This is a genomic window from Chitinophaga sp. HK235 (assembly GCF_018255755.1).
In the GTDB taxonomy this organism is placed as follows: Bacteria; Bacteroidota; Bacteroidia; order Chitinophagales; family Chitinophagaceae; genus Chitinophaga.
Map to the genome: position 1 here is coordinate 2689289 of NZ_CP073766.1, position 20184 is coordinate 2709472.

Sequence of the window (20184 nt, forward strand, 5' to 3'; positions counted from 1 at the left end):
AATATGAAAAAACTATTTTTCTCTGCAATGTTATGCTGCTGCATGTATACCGTTTTCGGGCATGCACTCTGGATCGAAACAGCTGTCTACGGCCGTAAGGGACAAGCCCAGGAAGTAAAAATATTCCTGGGAGAATATGCCGACAATGAACGCGACTCCCTACAGCACTGGTTCAGCAACATGAAGGCATTCAACCTTTACCTGATCGATCCTTCCGGTAAAAAACAGCAACTGGAATGCACACCGGCAGGTAATCATTTTAAAGCCACCTTTACACCCGCCACCGATGGCGCCTATATTCTGTACATCGACCACACCGTTCAGGAAATATACGGTGGAAGCAAGATTCATTATTATGCTCAGGGTATTGTCCAGGTAAACAATAACAACAAAGGGGTAAACAACCTGAAAGAAAACGACTTTGTACTGCTGACCAGCGGACCAGCCACTAAAAAGGTGAATGTAGCTGAAAAAGTATCCCTGCAGCATAAAACAAAAAACACGCTGCCTAAAGCGGAACTGACCATCCAATCACCCACCGGCTGGACTAAAAAAATAAAAGGTGAGTCCGGAGAGGCGTTTACGTATGTACCGGCCTGGAACGGAAGATACTTACTGGAAGGCACTTTCACAGAAGATGAAAAAGGAGAACACGGAGGAAAACCTTATGAACGCGTATGGCATTGCATTACCTATTGTAAGGATGTAATTAAATAATCTGTATGCCGTTTAAGAAGACTATCCTACAGATACACCGCTGGCTCGGACTTAGGTCCGGGCTGGTTGTTTTTATACTGGGCTAGTTTTATCAGCATTATGAACAGTACAGACTCGACCCGTATTATACTGGCAGATGCTCAACCCGTTTACAGAGAAGGAATTAAAAGTTTGTTGGCAGATCTTCAAAAGAACTACAGGGTAGAAGAGGCAGGCAACAGTAAAGAACTACGGCCTGCCCTTCTTTCTTTTCACCCGGATATACTCATTCTGGATTATGATCCTGTATACTTTGATGCTGATGAACTACTCAATACCCTGTCTGTTATCCCGGAATGCAAGGTGATCCTCATATCCAGCCAGAAGAAAAAAACGGACCTCTTCAAACTGCTCGACAGTAACGTTTATTGCGTACTGACCAAAGAGTGCAGGAAAATAGATGTCCGCCAGGCCATCATCGGCGCCATTCAGGGCGAAAAGTTCTTCTGTACCTTTGCCCTCGACTTATTACTGGCAGACAGAAAAAGCACACCCACCATTCCTACCTTCCCTCCGGAAGGCTTATCTGTCAGGGAAACAGACATCATCCGGCAGATAGCCAGCGGAAAATCCAATAAGGAAATCGCCGGCGTCATGCATCTGAGCCAACATACCATTCATTCGCATCGCAGAAATATCATGCGGAAACTACAGCTGCATTCTGCCGTTGAACTGTGCAACTATGCGCTCGAATCCGGTATCGTTAAACGCTCCCCATAAGCCATGCCATAGCCACATCACATAAACGGACAAGCCCGGAAGGAGCTTGTCCGTTTTTTTTCCCCTACTGTCATACTGCCGCATTTTATACCATGATCATGGTAATCAGGATACTGTTTCCTACCAGCTTTTTACCAGTTCTAGGCGATTGATAACGTTATCGGGCACACGTACTTTTAACACCCTGCTATCAATTAAATGAAAATGTTATGAACAGAATGATCTATAACTTTGCGGCTGTTGGTGTTGGCCCTTTTAACCTCGGACTGGCGTGCCTTACCCATTCCATTCCTGACCTGAATGGAATATTTCTCGATAAAAGACCTGAATTTAACTGGCATCCCGGTATGCTCATGCAGGACACCACGCTGCAGGTTCCTTTCCTTGCAGACCATGTTACCATGGCAGATCCTACCAATCCCTTCAGCTTTCTCAACTACCTGAAAGAACAGGGACGCATATACGCTTTTTACATACGGGAAAATTTCAAAATACTTAGAAATGAATACAACCAGTACTGCCAATGGGCTATCCGTAAACTACCGGAAGTCCATTTCAATACAACGGTAAAAAGAATTGATTATGATGAAACCGAAAATATTTACCTGCTGACCTGTACAACGCCCACCAGCAACAATGTGGTGATAAAGGCCAGGAAGCTCGTACTGGGCACCGGCACTGTACCTTATGTGCCCGCCAACTGTAAAAGTTTCATGCATCAGGCAGTGCATTCCGCCAACTATCTTCCCAACAAACAGGCACTGCAATCCAAAAGATCCATCACCATTGTTGGCAGTGGACAAAGCGCAGCAGAAATTTACATGGACCTGCTGCAGGACATCGACACCTATGGTTATTCCCTGCACTGGATCACCCGCTCGCCAAGGTTCTACCCGCTGGAATACAGCAAACTCACCCTGGAGATGACTTCTCCGGAATATGTTGATTACTTCCATAGTCTTCCCCAACACAAAAGAGATCACCTGCTGCAGCATCAGAAACATCTCTACAAGGGTATCAACGATGACCTGATCGCGGCCATCTTTGATACCATCTATGCTAAAAAACTGGTATCGGATATCGATATCTCCCTGCGCACCAATGCAGACCTGCGGGAAATATCATACGATGACAACACTGATTCATTCAGACTTACATTTTTCCAGGAAGAAGAAGAAAAACATTATCTCCATCAGACCTCCGGACTGGTACTGGCCACAGGTTATACTTACCAGATCCCTGATTTTATGGAGCCTGTCATGCATAAAATAAAGCTGGATGACAGCGGACGTTATGCCGTCAACAGAAACTACACGATAGACACCAACGGCCATGAAATTTTTGTTCAGAATGCTGAACTGCATACCCATGGCTTTGTAACGCCCGACCTGGGAATGGGCTGCTACCGCAACGCCTGTATTATCAGAGAGATGCTGGGCCGTGAAGTATACCCGATTGAAAAAAGGATTGCCTTCCAGCAGTTTGCGGTGAGTGCCAGAGAGGTATTTAGTTATTGAATTATTTAGTTATTGAGTTTGAGATTTGAACAACGTGATCATGAAAAAAGCAACAGCCCCCATACACATCATGCCTGTCTATCAGGATAACAGTCATCCACTGGGGCTCGCAGAGCTGTGGCCCATGGACCTCACACACGATACGCCGGAGATCTTTCAATGGGTAACACAGCCATATGCCCGCTACTGGGGCATGACTGATAAATCATACAAACAGGTATTAGCAGAATACACCACCATCTGCCACAACGAACATGCCGCAGCGCTGACAGGGAAGATCAATAGCAAAACAGCATTCCTCTGCGAGTACTACGATCCTGCACATGACCCTATCGGCAGTCATTACGATCCCGAGCCCGGCGATGTAGGCATGCATATCCTATTGGGCCCTCCCGAACAACGCATCCCTGGCTTCTCCTGGCAGGTATTCTCCATCGTCATGGACTTTCTGTTTGAAAATCCATATCACGACAGAGTAGTGGTAGAACCGGATATCCATAACGAAAAAATCCATCGGCTTAATAAACGCGCCGGCTTTACTTATGTAAAGGAAATACAGCTACCTCACAAAACCGCTGCCCTGGCTTTCTGTACCAGGTCGCAATACTTTCATGCAAAGAAAAACAACTGAACATGTATAACAACGAAACCATCCTTCACACCCCCGAACAGGTGATCAGCCATCTGCAGCCAGCTATCTGGGCCCGTGTCAACAGACTGCATGTCGCTAAAATCATCAGCGAGTTTTCGCATGAACTGCTGCTGCAGCCGGAATGGATCAGCGACGAACAGGAATGGTCCCATTACCAGCTGCAGGTACCTGAATCAGCCATCACTTATTTTTTCCGGGCCAGCATACTCCACCTTCATCACTGGTCCATTGACCAGGAAAGTATCCGTAAAGTAAACAACGGCCAGGAACAGCCACTGGACAGCCTCCTGCTGATACAGGAATTCAGCAGCCTGCTGAACATCAGTCCGGAAAACCTCCCGGCCTACCTGGAAGAAATTACCAGCACCCTTAACGGCAGCGCCTATATGATGAGCCAGTCCAGGCCCTCCATAGAAGCCCTTGTACAATCGGGTTACCAGGACTTCGAGCATGCCATGACCTCCGGCCATCCCTGCTTCGTAGCCAATAATGGCCGCATAGGCTTTGATGCCCACGACTACAGGAAATACGCGCCCGAAGCTGATCAGCCCATACAACTCATTTGGCTGGCAGGCCACAAAAGCAGAACCCTCTATAATGCCGTGGATGAGCTTCCGTACAATAAACTGATAGAAGATGAACTGGGAACAGCAGTACTGGCAGCATTCAGGAAAAAACTCACTGATAAAGGGCTTTCTGCAGATGACTATTTTTTCATCCCCGTACATCCCTGGCAGTGGTACAACAAGCTGGCCATCATCTGCGCCCCCGATCTTGCCAACCAGCATCTGGTATGCCTCGGTTACAGCCCGGATCAGTTCAATGTGCAGCAGTCCATCCGCACTTTCTATAATCTCACCCATCCGGAAAAACACTATACAAAGACAGCGCTTTCCATTCTGAATATGGGTTTTGTTCGCGGGCTCACCCCCTACTACATGGACAGCACCCCTCCTATTACCAGCTGGATACGCCAGTATGTAGGAGCAGATCCTTATCTGAAACAATGCGGCTTTCACCTGCTATGCGAAGTGGCCACCGTAGGCTACCGTAATCTGTATTACGAGCCTTTCGGCAAACAGGTGCCTTACAATAAAATGCTGGCAGGTTTGTGGAGAGAAAGTCCGGCTAAAGTACTGCAACCCGGTGAACAGCTGATGACTATGGCAGCCCTCCTGCACACTGAGTTTGACGGCAAAGCCTTGTTACCCGCACTGATAGCTGCATCCGGCCTTTCTGTACAGGCATGGCTGCAATGTTATCTGCGTGTTTATCTTACGCCCCTGCTCCACTGCTTTTATGAACACGATCTGGTGTTTATGCCGCATGGCGAAAACCTTATTCTGGTGCTGAAAAACCATATACCGGTAAAAGCCATCATGAAAGATATCACGGAAGAAATCAGCGTATTCCGTATGAATACCGATATCCCGGAGAAGGGAAGACGTATATGCGTCACCGTTCCAGAAGAGTTGAAAATACTCAGTATCCTCACGGATGTATTTGACTGTTTCTTTCGCTTCCTGAATAATATCCTGGTAACAACATGTGATTATCCGGAAGATGCGTTCTGGCAACAGGTCGCCGACTGCGTATATGCGTACCAGGCAGATCATCCGCAGCATGCAGATAAATTTGAACGATACGATATGTTTATGCCGGAATTTATGCTTTCCTGCCTGAACCGGCTGCAGCTGCGCAATCATTATCAGATGGTAGACCTGGCCGATCCGGCTGGCAGTCTGCAACTGGCCGGCATGTTGCAGAATCCTATCGCGCCGTTTAAACGTCCCGCTATCTCCACCGTATTAACCAACGCTCAGGGCGGGATATAACGTACTACCTCTTCTCTTAAACCATAAAACGACGCTATGACACTCCCGCTGCTACTGGGGAAAATAACGAGCACCTTCAGTTACATTGTGCTCGGACTTGTGATACTGGAATGGATAATACTCGTGGTGACCAAAAAGATGGAAAGCAACCGGGAAGGATGGGTCAATGTGCTCTCTTATGTGCTGGACAGTTTCCCTTACTTCTTCCTGGGTAAGTTCATCATTTTTGGTACGATGATGTGGATGTATCAACACCGCCTCTTCACAGCCGGCTATGCCTGGTACGTCTGGATACTGGCTTACCTCTCGTATGATTTTATGTTCTGGCTGGTGCATTATCTGGGACATAAGGTAAGGTTCTTCTGGTGTATACACGGCGTTCACCATACCGCAGAAGAAATGAAACTGACAGTAGCCGTGCGGGGTTCTTTTCTGGGATTTCTTCATATGCCCCTCACCGTTATAGGACTACCGATATTGGGTTTTGATCCGTTTATGATTTTTATATGTGAAGCGATTGCAAGGCTCTATGGGCTGTATGAACATGTGAATGATCATTTTGATGATATAGCCGGTAAACAGCGATGGCTGGAGTTTCTTTTTATCACGCCCTCCGTACACAGAGTACATCATGCCAAAAACCCCATCTATCTCGACAGGAACTATGGCGAAACCTTCTCCATATGGGACAGGATCTTCCGCACCTTTCAGACAGAGATAGACCAGGTTAAACCGGTATACGGCCTGCTGAATGAACATATCAACAGCAAAAACCTCTTACAGGTACAACTACTGTTGTGGCGCGACCTCTGGACCGATATAAAACACGCCCCAGGAGTCAAAAACAAACTCCTGTACCTGATAATGCCTCCCGGCTGGAACCATACCGATGGCGGCAAAATGGCCGCCCAATACCGCGCAGAAGGCCGGAAAGCCCTGCAGGAAGAAAAGAAGAAAAAAAATAATACATATGCATACTGATCAGACTATTTTCGCCGCTTCCGTTCCTGCGACAAGCAGCTCCAATAAATTACTGAAAGATATTTTTTATCAGGAAACAGGCGCCGAATACTTCCAGGCAGTGGAAAAAGCCCGTGAAAAAGTGATAGACTTCCTGTACAATACCAGACAGCCTTTTAGCGGTATTAAGCCCGCAACCATCCGGGATGCTGTATACAGCATCAACCTCGATACCCCGCTGACTGACTATGATGAGCTGCTGACAGAAGTCAATGAAATCTTTATCAAACACGCAACAGCCTTCCATCTGCCTCAATACATTGCTCATCTCAACTGCCCGGTGGTGATCCCGGCACTGGCAGCGGAGGTGATCATCAGTGCCATCAATTCCTCACAGGACACTTATGACCAGAGCGCCGGCGGAACGTTTATCGAGCGAAGACTCATCGACTGGACGGCCCGCGAAATAGGCTACACCAATGCCGATGGCATATTCACCTCTGGTGGCACACAATCCAATCTGATGGGACTTCTGCTGGCCCGTGATCACTTTGCCGTCAATACCCTCGGACATTCGATCAAAAAAGACGGACTTCCTCCACAGGCACAGCGGTTCAGGATTTTTGCTTCCGACAAAGCACATTTCAGTAACCTGAAAAATGCGGCCCTGCTGGGGTTGGGAGAACAGGCCATTGTGAAAATACAAACAGACAAACGTTTTCGCATGGATGCACAAGCCCTGAAAGCCGCCATCGAGGAACAGCTCAGTCAGGGTAACATACCCGTGGCCATTGTGGCTACCGCCGGCACTACCGATTTCGGGAACATCGATCCGCTGAAATCCATCGCTGCCATCGCTGCAGAATACCGGTTATGGATGCACGTAGATGCCGCCTACGGCTGCGGACTACTGCTCTCCAACAAACATCGCCGCCTCCTCGATGGTATAGCACTCGCAGACTCCATTACGATAGACTACCATAAATCCTTCTTCCAACCTATCAGCAGCAGCGCCCTTCTTGTAAAAAACAAATCAACCCTCGAGCTCGTAAAACATCATGCGGATTACCTCAACCCTGAAGAACAGGATTATGACGAACTGCCTGCACAAGTCAACAAATCGATCACCCAAATCACCCGCCGCTTCGATGCGCTGAAACTCTGGTGCACCCTGCGGATCATGGGCAAACACAAACTCGGCATATATACCGATATGATGATCGATACGGCTGCCGCTACTGCAGCCCTCCTCCAACAGGACCCCGACTTTGATCTGCTCAGTAGTTCAGATCTGGGCATACTGGTATTCCGCTTTAAACCGGGCTCCGTGAAAACAGATTTGTCGGCCCTGAACCAGGCAATTAAAAAATCACTCTTCTTTGAAGGCAGCTTCATAGTGGCCGGTACCAAAGTAGACGGGAATTTTTATCTGAAATTCACCATCCTCAACCCTGTTACCACAGTAGCGGATATACGTAAAATACTCGAGGCCATTAAATCCAGAGGATATAGTCTGATAGAAGGGGAATAAAGAAGAAACATTTGCCAATAGGGAACGGGGCTTTTCAAGGACCGGTTCCCTTTTAAATTTAAAAGCCTCCAGGTAACTAAACCTGAAGGCTTTGGCGTCATCATATCCACTAATCACACGCTAATGATTTCTGCCTCTGCGCAGGCCCTTCTCCCCTGTTCCTTCTTCCATCTCTTTCTCATTATCACCGCTGGAACGCAATGTTCCAAACTTCCAGCTGAAGGTCACAGAGAAAGACCGGTTGTAATACCAGGAGGTGGTGTTACTGTTAAAAGAAGGTGCTGTGGCAGTACTACGTTGCAGGAATGATTGCTGGAAAGGGTTGTTGATGCTCAGCGTGACACCGGCTTTTTTATTCCAGAACTCCTTGCGGGCAGAAAAGCGATAGGTGTAGTTGACTGTAGTCCGCCCCTGAAGGGTAACATACCCATTGCTGTAATCTCCCGAAAGCTGCAGTGTAAAATCTTTCGGTAGCTCATAAGCACTGTTGATGCTGATTGAATAAAAGCTGGCGTCATTCCCGATGTTAAGGGCTTTGCTTTTGAACCATACATGGTAGAACTCTGCTCCTAAGGTCGTGGTCCAGCTTTTATTAAACTGCAGGCCGGTAAAGATATTACCACCCAAACGCCTGTTGGAGGCGATGTTTTGCGGCGTTGTACGGGAGATACCCAGACTGTCCACTGTTCTCAGCGATTCAATCGAGTTACTATTGGAATGGAAGTAAAGACTCGAATTCAGATTAAAACCGGAAGGGGCCGTGTAATTGTGTACCAGTTCCAGCATCCGGTTTATTTCGGGCCTTAGCTCCGGGTTACCGAAGGTCAGGTTGCGGGGATCACTGGCATTGACATAAGGATTAAGGTCCCAGATCCAGGGCCGGCGGATACGTTCGGTGTAACTCAGCTTCAGGTCATGGATATCGTTGAGCCTTTTGTTGATCATGACGCTGGAAACAAGGTTATTGAACCGATTCCGGAAAGATGGTTGTGAGCCTTTAAAATCCCCACCGAGGCTGGTATGCTCGTAACGCCCTCCCAGCCTGAACTGCCAGTCCTTCCGGGTTTTGATTCTGAGGTTCAGGTAGGCCGCTGCAATATCCTGAAAATAAGACATGGCATTGGCACGGCTTGGATCTTCTATCAGCTCTGCGCCGCCGGGGGTATCCCGGTTGTTAAAAACAGTATAGTCACTGTTGGAATTGCTTTTACTGTAGCGGCCACCCATTTCCAGCAGATGATTACCGGCATGGTCCAGTGGCTGCACATAATCGGCCTGAAAACTGAAGTCTTTGCTATAGCTTGTATTAGGACTTATTTCCCGGAAATAGTGTCTTCCGGAAAGATCGAACTGGTCTGTCAGATAATTGGCTTGCTCATTGGCCGTGCTATACTGAGTGATCAACTGCAGTTCCTGCGCAGGACGTTTGAATTTTTTCTGGTAGTTCAATGAAAACTCCGTGTAGTTCACTTTTCCGTTCTGATCACTGTACTGGTTATACGCAGTTACTCCTTTCTTATCTGAATAAAGGCTGTTGATCTGGCTTTCAGTGGGCCAATTGACATTCCAGTAGGATACGTTGGCACCAATTTTCTGGGAAGAGTCTATGCGGTATTCCACTCCCAGTCCACCAAAACCACCTTTAGTCTTTTGTGTTTCGTCATTCCCTTGAGTGAGGTGGCCAATGGAGATCCCGTCAGACAAGGAGGTCCTATCCAGGTCAGTAACCGTCCGGGCTTTCTCCATACCACCTTCCAGGTTAAGGTTAACACTGAACTTCCCTTTGGTCATGTTCAGGTTACCGTTTACCATTTGCTCCAGGTTTCCGGCGCTCAGGTCAATGCTGCCACCGGTACCATTCATTTTCTTTTTAGTGGTGATGTTAATCACGCCGGCAGCGCCTTCCGCTTCATATTTGGCAGAAGGGGAAGTGATCACTTCTATCGATTCTATAGAACTGGCAGGGATCATTTTCAGCGCCTCTTTCAGATTCCTGGCGAGCAGACCGGAAGGAAGTCCGTTCAACAAAATTTTAATATTTCCATTCCCCCTCAACTTTATCTCCCCTTCAGGGCTAACGGTAATCATGGGTGCTTTACGCAGCACATCTTCAGCAGAACCAGACTTGTTACCGATATCTGATACTGCATTATAGATCAGCTTATCACCCATACTCTGGATGATGGGTTTCTTTCCATTCACCACCACTTCATTCAGTACCCCTGTCCTCGCTGCCAGATAAATCCGGCCCAGATCAGCCCGGCCGGCAACAGGAACAATTACCGAGCTATAGGTATTGTACCCGATATAGGTGATGTGCAATATCAAACCAGTCTTTTCCGGTGCTTTCAGCAAAAAACTGCCTTTGTCATCCGTTAGGGTAGATTGAATGACCTTCTTATCGGTTTGGGTGACTACTACCGTTGCAAATGGAATGGGTGCTTTTGTTAATGAGTCTGCCAAGGCGCCCTTGATGGTAATAGTTTTTGAGGTAGTCTGACCGTGGGTTAAAGTGCCGGTCAGTAGTAGCATGGTTATAAATACGATCCTAAAGATTCTTAAATTTAACATCTCAGCTTATAATTGATAGATAAAAAACAGCCCAAATAAAGGCCAGTATTCAGACCTGCTGAAATTTAAATGAGCAACCGGGAGGTTTAAATGACCAACTCAGTTCATCATTAATTCTTGCCGGCCGGATAGAAAAATCGTTTCTTTGAAAGGTATAAATGAAAGGCTAATGGACATCGTTGAAAAGGAGAAGTGGTATCACAAGAATATTTTCGTGGAGCTGGTATTTTTTTTATCCATGTATGTATTGACCATGCTGCATGAGATGATGCAGATAGATACATTCATCGGTTTTAGCAAAGGATTGGTCTTCTTTCTGATTTTATATGCCCAGGCACAACTTCATCGGTTCTTTATTTTCCCGCTGTTCCTCGACAAGAGATACCTCCGATATGCACTATTCAGCCTGGCATTCACCATACTCGGGGCGATCACCCTTTTTTTACCTGACTATTACTGGATAGATCCTGAGCTCTATCAAAACACCGCCGTTCTTCTGTCACTCATCTACTGTTGTGCACTGTGCATCATCAGCACCACTACCATCATGTCTTTTTTCCTGATCCGTAAGTATTCCATAGAACTGAGAAAAAGACATGAAGCACAGTTACTGCTCAATGAAATGAATATTAAGCTGCTGCACGCACAGATGAACCCGCACTTTTTCTTCAACACGTTCAATAACCTGTACGGCGTGAGTCTCACTGAGCCACAACGGGTACCGGAACTGATTCTCAAGTTATCTAACCTCATGCGCTATCAGTTGGAAAACGGCAGAAAAACGAATGTCAGCATCTGTGAAGAAGTCAATTTCATTGAAAACTATATTATCATGGAGAAAGAGCGTATCGGCAAACGTTGCGAGATCGCTTTCAGGTTTCCAAAACTGAGTGATCCCATCTGTCAGCACAGGATTGCCCCCATGCTGCTTATTACCCTGGTAGAAAACGCGTTTAAACACAGCCTGACGATCACTAACAAATGGTTTGTGCATATTGATATCACCGTCACCAATAACACTTTAAAACTACACATCGTCAATTCCATAGCAGATGAATCGCTTAAAACCTATTCCACCGGTATCGGTTTGGTGAACATCAGCGAACGAATGGAATTATTATATAAAGGAAGATATCATTTTGAAACATCTTCCACAACACAGGAATACAGGACCTGTCTTACCTTAAAACTAAACCCATACTGAGATGACAGCACCGTTGAAGTGTATTATCATAGATGATGAAGAAGGCGGCCACCTGGTATTGGAGTATTACCTGAAATCCTTCAGCAGCCTTGCCCTCAGCGCATCCTTCTATAATGCAATTGAGGCCATGGAATATCTCCATAAAACACCGGTAGATCTGATATTTCTGGATATCAATATGCCCGGTATAACGGGCATGGATATGCTGGAAGCTATGTCAGACCCGCCACTGGTAGTACTTACCACCGCTTATAGTGAATACGCCCTACAAAGTTATAAATATCAGGTTGTAGACTATCTGGTCAAACCCATTGACCTGCCGCGGTTCACAGCTGCCGTCCACAAAGTATTCAAACGATACAGGCCGGTAAATGCTATCCAGCCAGAGGCTCCTGTCACCGCTGCCCCACCTTCTTCTCTGATGTTAAAAGTAGACGGGGAAATTATCAGGATACAACTGGAGCATATCACACATGTGCAGAGCTGGGGCAACTATGTAAAGGTGCATACCGTAGACAAGGTTTATTTAAGTCCGATGACCACTACGGAAATTGAGCAGAAACTGGACAAACAACGATTTAAAAGGATACATAAGTCCTATATCATTGCACTGGAGCATATTCAGAAAATAACTTACGGAGAACTACACCTCGACAATGGCACCATTTTACCAATTGGTAATACCTACCGCAGGGATCTGATGGAGCATTTCCGGTAAACATGTCAACTGCAGCATATTTGCAGCATCGGATAGTTATTTTTGTACCGGTAAAATCATTCTGTATGAAACCAGTATTCTTTATCCTATCTCTGCTTTTTTCAACGATGGCATTCTCTCAAAACGTACAACTGGTGAACCCTGCTACCCTGGCCACTCCTAAAGGATACTCCCATGCAGCGGTCATCGACCTGGGTCATTGTAAAATGGTCATCACCTCCGGACAGGTAGGCCTGGACGCCAAAGGTAATCTGGCCGGCAAAGATGTGGCCGCACAAACAACACAGATCTTTCTCAATCTCAAAAATATATTGGAAGAAGCCGGCGGCACCCTCAACGATATTGTCAAATTCGGCTATTTCCTGACAGATGTAAAACAGATACAGGCCGTGCGGGATGTACGGGATAAATTTATTAATACCGCGAATCCGCCAGCCAGCACGCTCGTTGAAGTCAGTAAATTATTCAGGGAGGATGTACTGGTAGAGATTGAGGCAACGGCTATTATTCCTAAAAAGTAGGCGGGCAATAGGGAAGTTACCCTAAAAAACCTATCAATTAATTTTCAAAACCAAACACATAATTATTATTTTAAATTTATTATCGTAAGATAAAATCATCGTACGATGATTTTATCTTACGATGATTTCATCTTATATTTGGTCAAAAGTCCATGCGTGTTCCTTACCCCTTATTACCAACACTCGGAACAATCCCCGATGACCAGATTCCTTGCAGGGAAGATGACATTACCAAGCTACTCAGGCTCTTAAAATCACAAAGCGTTTCTGTTGAAGAAATGCGCCGGATGGGTAAATCACTTATGCTCATCAAAATGGCCTACCTCTGTAACCACGGTAAATTGCCTGATGAATTCAAACGACACAACTTTAAAGCCCGTTACATGTCTTTCCAGGGCAGACAAGACCTCGGACAGGTTATTGATCTGATCATGAATAGCCTTAAAGAATTCAAAGAATGGTATCAACTCGATTTTAGGAAAACCTACAAATTTTTAAGAGATTTATTAGATGGAGTCTCTGTGGATGCTTTAGGATCAACGTTTTCTGTTACATTGCCGGAGTTCCGCAAATCCTGGAAAGAAATTCTTTTTAAAGCACTTGACGAAATCGCAGAGGCACAGGAAAAAACAAAGGGCATATTAATACTGATCTTTGATGAGTTACCCATCATGTTATGGGAGTGGTATAAGGAAGGCAAACACAGAGATGCGTTAGAATTGCTTGACATTCTCCGGGAAAGAAGACAGCATTTAGAGAAACGAGGCATTCGCTTTGTTTACTGTGGCTCTATCGGAATTAAGGTTGTGCTCAGTACCTTCCGGAGTGAATTTAAATACACCGGCGAACCAACAAACGAAATGGTTGAATTTACATTAAATCCGTTTTCGAAAGCCGATCATCAGTTCTTATGTGAATGCATTTTACTATCGGGTTTTGAGGTAACTGAGGAAGCAAAAGAAAATTGTTTAACCCTCCTGTATGAATTGACCAATGGTCTGCCATTTTATACCTGTCATCTGTTCAATATCATTCAAACGGATTTTGACTACTCACTTTCTACGGCAACGATCAAGCAAGCATACGAACTGATTATAAACGACACCAAATATCATGGTGCATTCAAGCAATTGGAAGAACGCCTCCAGATCTATTATACAACAGACATCGCGAAATCGATGCAAAAAATATTAACCGTACTGACAATGGAGGACGATTATATAAGAGAGGACCAACTGCTGACAAAAGTCAACATTGAAGATGAACAGAAGTTTAAAGAAGCCGTCTCCACCCTTTATGGGGATCACTACCTCTCACGGGTAATTTCGGATGGCAAACGTACCTATAAGTTCAGATTTCAAATTTTTAAGGAATGGTGGAGAATAAACATAGCGTAAACACAGTTTTATCGTTTGGTGCAAAGAGTGTGAACCCTGACATTCTTGAGCAGTTGTTAGTTGGAAGAAGTGATGCCGCTAATTATTTATTCAATGCAGTAAAAGCTATTGCAGAATATGGAAATAACCAACAGATACTGGTTATTGGTCAACGAGGTATGGGAAAAACCCACCTGATCCGCATCCTTTATCATCGTTGCCAGGAATATATAACTCAGAATAAATTAGCTGTGGCCTATTTTTCAGAAGAAGAATATGGCGTATCCAATTATTTCGACTTCCTGATCAGAATACTGTATGCCTTTATTCGTTGGGACGAAACCAACCAGGATTTTCTGAAGGCTAAACTGGAAATATTACAAAACACCCCAGACACAAGACAAACAGCTTTAGCGGAGCAGATTATTGATGAATACCGGGGTGAGCGTCCATTACTTATTCTGACAGAAAACTTCGGTGATATACTCAATGATATTGGGCTGACCGAACAAGGTAAACTGCGAGCCTGGTTATACACCCATAAACGTATAAACATTATCGCCACCAATCAATCCATCAGTGATGATTTTGATCGGGAAGACCGACCTTTCTATGGTTTCTTTAATCTGTACTACCTGAAACCACTTTCCTTCAAGGATTCGCTAAACTATCTGGTGTCATTGGCTAAGCTGGATGATCGTTCGGATGTTGTTAAACACCTTAAAAACAAAGGAAAATCACAGGTACGCGCAATCCATCAACTCGTTAAAGGAAACCACCGCCTGCTGGTTACCTTCTATCAGTTTTTGAAAAGTGATACCCTTGCGAAGTTATCCAACCATTTTCTCAAGACCATCAACGATCTTAAACCTTACTACGAAACTTTTATCCGCTACCTTCCCCCACAACAGCAGAAGATTCTTCGCTACGTTGCTTTAGCACGGGAGCCGCAGCAAGGCACCAGCATTCAAAAGCATTGTTTTATAGATCAAAGTTCCCTCAGCAAGCAATTGAGTGAGTTAGTAAGGAAGCGGCTATTGGAGAGCATACCCAACCCAAATGACAAACGAAACCGCCTTTATGATATTAATGAACCATTATTACGCATTAGCATTGAGGTTGGAGAACATCGCGAAGGCATCACTGCTCTCTTTGTTGACTTTCTGGCATTGTATTATGATGAATCGGAACTACAAAACAAAATATCCAGATTTAGCGACCTTTTAAAGGATTGTGGAAACACTGAACAGCAAAGGGAATTCCAGTATGAGATCATTGCAATTGAAAAAGCCATTAAGAAAAAACATAAGAGCATTGCTAAAAGTGTAGAACCAATACTTAATCAAGCACTCTTAGCATTAAGAGCAGGGCAAATAGAAGACGCCGAGCAACAAATCAATACAGCCTTACAAAAACATAATCACCCCATTATGGAAGCTATGCTCGGAATCTTTTTGGCTTGTGTGGGCAAAAACTTCGAAGCGAATGAAACATTCAAGAGAATTCCGCATGATTTATTAGTGCAAACCCAGGCCTATGCCATTTGGGGCACTGCATTGGCTATCCTTTCAATAGACAATGACGATGTTACACTATTTGAAGAAAGCCAGAAAAAATTTGAACTGGCTGATATCAAATCAGATGAGTACAAAAACATTCATTACGTATTGGGGAAAGCCTTGATTCATTTTGGGGAGAAACAGGACAATAAAGAAAAAATTTGGAATGGCATAACAGAGTTATCAATAGCAGCTGATCTTGAACAAGGAAAAAACACTTTCCATCGTCTATATTTTGCTAATCAATTATTAATTTGGTCAATAAAAGAGGAAGACAGAGAAAGTACTATTAAAGCCGACGAATTATTTAGTCAATTAACATTCATTGATCCCCAAAACTCTGAAATCTACACTAGCTGGGGATGTTTGTTATCTTTTGCAAATGCTTTATATCCCAGGCAGAAATTTGGAGATAAAGCATTCCACGAAAAATTCAGTATTTTAACTCCTGCAGAAAGATTGATAACATGGAAACAACTTGCGAGGTTTGGTATTCTTTCTCTCCTGAAAAAACTTTCTGGTCTATTTATCGCTGACTTCGCAGAATTACCTGAAGAAATGGCGCCAGTTGCAGTTGGCTGGATTACCAATATTTTAGCAAACAGAAACCTCTCTTTAACAAAGGATGATATAAAAAAAACAAGAACAATCGTCAATAAAATTTATCCATTATACGCTGAAATAAAGCTTATGGAAACCTTTATCAATACCTACGAATCGGTGAAACTGGATAATGATCAGAGTGCCATATTTAAGCTTCCAAAGGAACAACGGGAATTCTTTGAGAATGAAATATTAAACAGAAACAAATTATCGGATTTATCATAACATTTGACACAACGGATAATACCTAACTCAATACACTGGCTTATCCATGCAGGAAATACTAAGGCAACATATAGAAAAGATTGTACCACTGACGGATGGTGAATTTGCATTTGTACACACTCACTTCACCATAAAAAATTTCAGAAAACGCGAATTCATTATTCAGAAAGGAGAAAGAGTCAGGTATGCTTATTTCATTATATCCGGGCTGGTAAAACTGGTATACGACGATGAATCGGGTAACCAGCATATCGTTTCCTTTGCAATGGAAGACTGGTGGGAAAGTGATTTTCTGGCTTACTTCACGCAAACCAAAGCCACCTTGTCTTTACAATGTATCGAAGACACCACGGCGTACTGCCTTTCATTGGATGACTATCGGCAATTATGTGCGGGCCTTCATAAGATGGAACATTTTTTCCTGTGGAAAGCCAATGCCGGCCACATTGCATCGCAACAGCGCATCTTGTCATTCCTGACCTCCAACGCCAAGGAGCGTTATGAACAATTACTTAAACGATACCCTTCGCTTTTTCAAAGAGTGTCTAAAACCCTGCTGGCTTCCTATCTGGGCGTTTCGCGGGAAACCCTCAGCAGACTTAGGCGTTCTTCTTAACCGTTTCATAATTGTGATGTTTGTCACACTAAAAAAATATGCACAGTCCTCATCTTTGCCGGGTACATTTTTTCACTTAAAAACAGACAAATGGAAAAGCGGATAATTAATCCCTGGCAATGGCAGGACCAGCGCAGTTATGTTCAGGCGGTAGAAATAAAACAGGCTGCAGCAACACTCTATTGCTCAGGACAGGCAGCAGTAGACGCCACCGGACGATCCAGTACCGCCGATATGAGATCTCAGCTCATCGAAGCCCTGCAAAACCTGGAACAGGTAATCACTGAATCCGGCTACGAATGCCAGGGTATTGTGCGGTTAAATATTTACAGCACTTCCACTGCAGAACTTTTTACCTGCTTTGATGTTTTTCAGGATTGGATAGCTAAACATGGCATCAAACAAGCATCCAGCGTACTGGAAGTAAAAGGTCTTTTTGAAACATTAAACGTCGAACTGGAAGCTACTGTGGTGAAGTGATTTCGGGAGATGATACAACAAAGGCCTGGTTTTCTTTACCAGGTCTTTGTTTTGGAGACTCATTAATTTATCTGCAGCCTGCTTGCAGGTGCGTACAAAATTCATAAAATGATGGAGCGATTAAAATAGCATCATCAGGATGATCGCTCTCTTCCCATCTTATTAATTTAATAAGCCCTGTTTGAAGATCCAGCCAATAGTCATTATCACTACCATCACCAGCAAAAGGAACATGGGACTTACAAAAATCCTTTAAAGCCGAAGAGTAATTTGCTTTTCGTTCCCATACCACATTCATTGCCTGAAGAAAAGGGGAATCGTCGCCAGGATATCGGGGTATAAAGTGGAATGACTCTACTTCTACAGAAGTATATCCATCTTTGGACACATCATAAAAATGATCTCTATAAATCCTGCATCCCTTTCTAAAGTATCCACCATTGCAGGCAAGATAAAACTTCAAAAAATCAGCGTTACCCTCAAACTCTTCGGGGAACAAGGTATTTATTTGTGCGGGGGTAAGCGGCTCCCAACAATCTTCAAACAGCAGTTCTTCTTTAAAAAATGGGATATCCCGTATCATGGAGGATGCTTTTAATCCTGGAAAATACGTCTTTTATCTAATTTCCATAAAGATACCCTCCTTAGTAAAAGAATTGCTCCAGTATGATTTGACCGTCTTTCACTTCATACAGCATGATCTCGTTCATCTGTATTCTTCCGTGTGGTTCCACAGTTATATCCGTCTCTCTCGTTACCACAAAATGATTACCGGTTACCAGTGGTTCGCTTGTATAAGCACGATGGACCGCAGTGATCCGTTGTACGAAGTCTTCGCCTTTTTTACGAACAGCGGCTTTACCTTCCGCATATCCCATGTACGGTGAGCCGGGAGGGTCTATGCTCTTCACATTTTCCGCAAAAAATTCGTCCTGTATCTCAAACCATTTTTCTTGCTGGGCCAGTTCATGGAAGCGGGCTGCCACTTCCTGTGTAGTCAGTACTTTTTGGGATGTTGTTATCATTGTTCTATTTTTTTGTTGGGGTGAGATAATAATTAACGGGGATCTCCTGTTCCGCTTTCACAAAATGATTTCAGGCTTTTCATAAATATTGCCCAGTCATAACTGCAACCGGCAAATGTATCTGTTACTGTTTTCCAGTCTCCATGAGTAAACCGCAAGACGGTGTTTCCGTTCTTTTCTTCCAGATCAAAAGACACATGTGTCCCCACCCATTCTTCAATGGAATCGATACACTCCCATTTCACCTTTTGGTTGGGGGATAGATCCGTTACTTTCATTTCGTTCCGGAACTGGCCAAAAGTAAATATGTTCACAAACCCTACCGCAGGCTGTGCGGTTGTTTGTTTACACCACCATGATTCAATGCCTTCCTGGGTGGTAATGGCATTGTAAACCTTGTCCGGACTGGTTTTTATCACTAATTTATGTTTGATATCTGCCATGACGCTCTTGATTTTATTGTGAGATATTATTAACAAAACTATGGTTTAAATATTTCGCTGACACGTGGCTAAATGGACATTATTACAGGGTGATCCGGACAAAAAATCCTGGGTCAGTGCAATCCGGTATCATCGGAGATAAACGATATATTATCGTTTCAAAACGCGGACACAACACGTTTGTATTTTATTATTATTGTCATTATCTTGGATAATTGTTACAAATACCTTTAATAAGCTATGGGGGAGCCTGTAGATGAAGCACGACAAACCGGTACACCGGCACAGCATGATGCAGCAGCGCTTGAACCTGTATTTAAAGCGTGTTATGCTGCATTGCTGGCCTATGCCTGTAAGTATGTGACCCGGGAAACCGCAGAAGATATTATTCAGGATGTTTTTATACAATTATACCGGAAGGGCCCCTCTCTTTCTATCAGCACCAGCATCAGGAGTTATCTTTTCCGCAGCGTACATAATGGTTGCCTTGATTATATCAGGCAGCAGGCCGTACATCAGCGTTATGTGAATGCCACCATTCCCGGGCTCAGTGAAGCGGAGCTGGACTATTTCAGTCCTGACGGCCCCCGGCAAAGTCTGCTCCAACAAGATAACCTGGCAGCCAGTGTATGGCAGGCCATAGAGGCCCTGCCTCCCAAATGCCGTGAAGTGGTGAAACTGCGTTACCAGCAGGGTCTCAAAACCGGTGAAATATCAGCAGCAATGGGCATCTCGGCACGTACCGTAGAAACACAGCTGTACAAAGCCATCAAACAACTGCGCGGACTCATACGCAAAGCCAACACTTTCCTCTCCTCCATTACGCTGTTTTAAGGAGCGCTTATATTAACTTTCTCTTCCGGTAAAAAAAA

The 20184-nt window shown here is 44.4% G+C and carries 19 protein-coding genes; 15 read left to right on the forward strand and 4 right to left on the reverse strand.

Features of this window, described 5'->3' with window-relative positions; all coding sequences use genetic code 11:
• Window positions 1-3 precede the first annotated feature (3 nt).
• The 7 genes from KD145_RS09000 (at window position 4) to KD145_RS09030 (ending at window position 7971) form a co-directional block, all read left to right on the forward strand.
• A complete protein-coding gene (locus tag KD145_RS09000) occupies window positions 4-717 on the forward strand; it encodes a hypothetical protein (RefSeq protein ID WP_212005565.1) in 714 nt (237 codons plus the stop codon).
• Window positions 718-816: 99 nt separating this feature from the next.
• The gene (locus KD145_RS09005; RefSeq protein WP_212005566.1) at window positions 817-1476 is read left to right on the forward strand and encodes a response regulator transcription factor; all 660 of its coding nucleotides are present in this window, start codon (window positions 817-819) and stop codon (window positions 1474-1476) included.
• A 209-nt stretch (window positions 1477-1685) separates the two neighbouring features.
• Window positions 1686-2993, forward strand: a complete 1308-nt coding sequence (locus KD145_RS09010; protein WP_212005567.1) for a lysine N(6)-hydroxylase/L-ornithine N(5)-oxygenase family protein — start codon at window positions 1686-1688, stop codon at window positions 2991-2993.
• A 40-nt stretch (window positions 2994-3033) separates the two neighbouring features.
• The gene (locus KD145_RS09015; RefSeq protein ID WP_212005568.1) at window positions 3034-3624 is read left to right on the forward strand and encodes a GNAT family N-acetyltransferase; all 591 of its coding nucleotides are present in this window, start codon (window positions 3034-3036) and stop codon (window positions 3622-3624) included.
• 2 nt (window positions 3625-3626) lie between these two features.
• Entirely contained in the window at window positions 3627-5480 is a 1854-nt protein-coding gene (locus KD145_RS09020; RefSeq protein WP_212005569.1) for an IucA/IucC family siderophore biosynthesis protein, read from the forward strand.
• Between the two features lie 36 nt (window positions 5481-5516).
• A complete protein-coding gene (locus KD145_RS09025; RefSeq protein WP_212005570.1) occupies window positions 5517-6461 on the forward strand; it encodes a sterol desaturase family protein in 945 nt (314 codons plus the stop codon).
• Window positions 6451-7971: an aspartate aminotransferase family protein gene (locus KD145_RS09030; protein ID WP_212005571.1), complete on the forward strand. Its 1521-nt coding sequence runs from the start codon at window positions 6451-6453 to the stop codon at window positions 7969-7971. The genes KD145_RS09025 and KD145_RS09030 overlap by 11 nt, the downstream gene beginning before the upstream one ends.
• 120 nt (window positions 7972-8091) lie before the next feature.
• On the opposite strand, the gene KD145_RS09035 is transcribed toward KD145_RS09030, so the two are convergent.
• On the reverse strand, window positions 8092-10503 hold the full coding sequence (locus tag KD145_RS09035; RefSeq protein ID WP_212005572.1) for a TonB-dependent receptor domain-containing protein: 2412 nt from the start codon (window positions 10501-10503) through the stop codon (window positions 8092-8094).
• Between the two features lie 208 nt (window positions 10504-10711).
• Between KD145_RS09035 and KD145_RS09040 the strand changes: the two genes are divergently transcribed.
• The 7 genes from KD145_RS09040 to KD145_RS09070 all read left to right on the forward strand — a co-directional run bounded on the left by KD145_RS09040 (window position 10712) and on the right by KD145_RS09070 (window position 17844).
• Window positions 10712-11746, forward strand: coding sequence for a sensor histidine kinase (locus tag KD145_RS09040; protein ID WP_212005573.1), 1035 nt, complete (start codon window positions 10712-10714; stop codon window positions 11744-11746).
• A gap of 1 nt (window position 11747) precedes the next feature.
• Window positions 11748-12464, forward strand: a complete 717-nt coding sequence (locus KD145_RS09045) for a LytTR family DNA-binding domain-containing protein (RefSeq protein WP_212005574.1) — start codon at window positions 11748-11750, stop codon at window positions 12462-12464.
• 65 nt (window positions 12465-12529) lie between these two features.
• Complete coding sequence (locus KD145_RS09050; protein WP_249219773.1) at window positions 12530-12985, forward strand: RidA family protein; 456 nt, start codon at window positions 12530-12532, stop codon at window positions 12983-12985.
• 152 nt (window positions 12986-13137) lie between these two features.
• Window positions 13138-14382 (forward strand): hypothetical protein, encoded by a 1245-nt coding sequence (locus tag KD145_RS09055; RefSeq protein ID WP_212005575.1) that lies wholly within the window; start codon window positions 13138-13140, stop codon window positions 14380-14382.
• Window positions 14358-16748: a hypothetical protein gene (locus KD145_RS09060; protein ID WP_212005576.1), complete on the forward strand. Its 2391-nt coding sequence runs from the start codon at window positions 14358-14360 to the stop codon at window positions 16746-16748. Before KD145_RS09055 ends, KD145_RS09060 begins: the two co-directional genes overlap by 25 nt.
• A 46-nt stretch (window positions 16749-16794) precedes the next feature.
• Complete coding sequence (locus tag KD145_RS09065) at window positions 16795-17364, forward strand: Crp/Fnr family transcriptional regulator (RefSeq protein ID WP_212005577.1); 570 nt, start codon at window positions 16795-16797, stop codon at window positions 17362-17364.
• Between the two features lie 90 nt (window positions 17365-17454).
• On the forward strand, window positions 17455-17844 hold the full coding sequence (locus KD145_RS09070) for a RidA family protein (RefSeq protein WP_212005578.1): 390 nt from the start codon (window positions 17455-17457) through the stop codon (window positions 17842-17844).
• 67 nt (window positions 17845-17911) lie between these two features.
• Here KD145_RS09070 and KD145_RS09075 read toward each other — a convergent pair whose 3' ends face one another.
• The 3 genes from KD145_RS09075 to KD145_RS09085 all read right to left on the reverse strand — a co-directional run bounded on the left by KD145_RS09075 (window position 17912) and on the right by KD145_RS09085 (window position 19312).
• Window positions 17912-18427, reverse strand: coding sequence for an SMI1/KNR4 family protein (locus KD145_RS09075; protein WP_212005579.1), 516 nt, complete (start codon window positions 18425-18427; stop codon window positions 17912-17914).
• A 61-nt stretch (window positions 18428-18488) separates the two neighbouring features.
• On the reverse strand, window positions 18489-18869 hold the full coding sequence (locus KD145_RS09080) for a nuclear transport factor 2 family protein (protein ID WP_249219774.1): 381 nt from the start codon (window positions 18867-18869) through the stop codon (window positions 18489-18491).
• A 32-nt stretch (window positions 18870-18901) separates the two neighbouring features.
• The gene (locus tag KD145_RS09085; RefSeq protein ID WP_212005580.1) at window positions 18902-19312 is read right to left on the reverse strand and encodes an SRPBCC domain-containing protein; all 411 of its coding nucleotides are present in this window, start codon (window positions 19310-19312) and stop codon (window positions 18902-18904) included.
• A 240-nt stretch (window positions 19313-19552) separates the two neighbouring features.
• Between KD145_RS09085 and KD145_RS09090 the strand changes: the two genes are divergently transcribed.
• Window positions 19553-20146: an RNA polymerase sigma-70 factor gene (locus KD145_RS09090; RefSeq protein WP_212005581.1), complete on the forward strand. Its 594-nt coding sequence runs from the start codon at window positions 19553-19555 to the stop codon at window positions 20144-20146.
• Window positions 20147-20184 lie beyond the last annotated feature (38 nt).

What these genes read in the sequence shown, in the direction of transcription:
- KD145_RS09000 (WP_212005565.1), top strand. Translation starts at nt 4, where the DNA reads ATGAAAAAACTATTTTTCTCTGCAATGTTATGCTGCTGCATGTATACC.
- KD145_RS09005 (WP_212005566.1), top strand. Translation starts at nt 817, where the DNA reads ATGAACAGTACAGACTCGACCCGTATTATACTGGCAGATGCTCAACCC.
- KD145_RS09010 (WP_212005567.1), top strand. Translation starts at nt 1,686, where the DNA reads ATGAACAGAATGATCTATAACTTTGCGGCTGTTGGTGTTGGCCCTTTT.
- KD145_RS09015 (WP_212005568.1), top strand. Translation starts at nt 3,034, where the DNA reads ATGAAAAAAGCAACAGCCCCCATACACATCATGCCTGTCTATCAGGAT.
- KD145_RS09020 (WP_212005569.1), top strand. Translation starts at nt 3,627, where the DNA reads ATGTATAACAACGAAACCATCCTTCACACCCCCGAACAGGTGATCAGC.
- KD145_RS09025 (WP_212005570.1), top strand. Translation starts at nt 5,517, where the DNA reads ATGACACTCCCGCTGCTACTGGGGAAAATAACGAGCACCTTCAGTTAC.
- KD145_RS09030 (WP_212005571.1), top strand. Translation starts at nt 6,451, where the DNA reads ATGCATACTGATCAGACTATTTTCGCCGCTTCCGTTCCTGCGACAAGC.
- KD145_RS09035 (WP_212005572.1), bottom strand. Translation starts at nt 10,503, where the DNA reads ATGCTACTACTGACCGGCACTTTAACCCACGGTCAGACTACCTCAAAA.
- KD145_RS09040 (WP_212005573.1), top strand. Translation starts at nt 10,712, where the DNA reads ATGGACATCGTTGAAAAGGAGAAGTGGTATCACAAGAATATTTTCGTG.
- KD145_RS09045 (WP_212005574.1), top strand. Translation starts at nt 11,748, where the DNA reads ATGACAGCACCGTTGAAGTGTATTATCATAGATGATGAAGAAGGCGGC.
- KD145_RS09050 (WP_249219773.1), top strand. Translation starts at nt 12,530, where the DNA reads ATGAAACCAGTATTCTTTATCCTATCTCTGCTTTTTTCAACGATGGCA.
- KD145_RS09055 (WP_212005575.1), top strand. Translation starts at nt 13,138, where the DNA reads ATGCGTGTTCCTTACCCCTTATTACCAACACTCGGAACAATCCCCGAT.
- KD145_RS09060 (WP_212005576.1), top strand. Translation starts at nt 14,358, where the DNA reads ATGGTGGAGAATAAACATAGCGTAAACACAGTTTTATCGTTTGGTGCA.
- KD145_RS09065 (WP_212005577.1), top strand. Translation starts at nt 16,795, where the DNA reads ATGCAGGAAATACTAAGGCAACATATAGAAAAGATTGTACCACTGACG.
- KD145_RS09070 (WP_212005578.1), top strand. Translation starts at nt 17,455, where the DNA reads ATGGAAAAGCGGATAATTAATCCCTGGCAATGGCAGGACCAGCGCAGT.
- KD145_RS09075 (WP_212005579.1), bottom strand. Translation starts at nt 18,427, where the DNA reads ATGATACGGGATATCCCATTTTTTAAAGAAGAACTGCTGTTTGAAGAT.
- KD145_RS09080 (WP_249219774.1), bottom strand. Translation starts at nt 18,869, where the DNA reads ATGATAACAACATCCCAAAAAGTACTGACTACACAGGAAGTGGCAGCC.
- KD145_RS09085 (WP_212005580.1), bottom strand. Translation starts at nt 19,312, where the DNA reads ATGGCAGATATCAAACATAAATTAGTGATAAAAACCAGTCCGGACAAG.
- KD145_RS09090 (WP_212005581.1), top strand. Translation starts at nt 19,553, where the DNA reads ATGGGGGAGCCTGTAGATGAAGCACGACAAACCGGTACACCGGCACAG.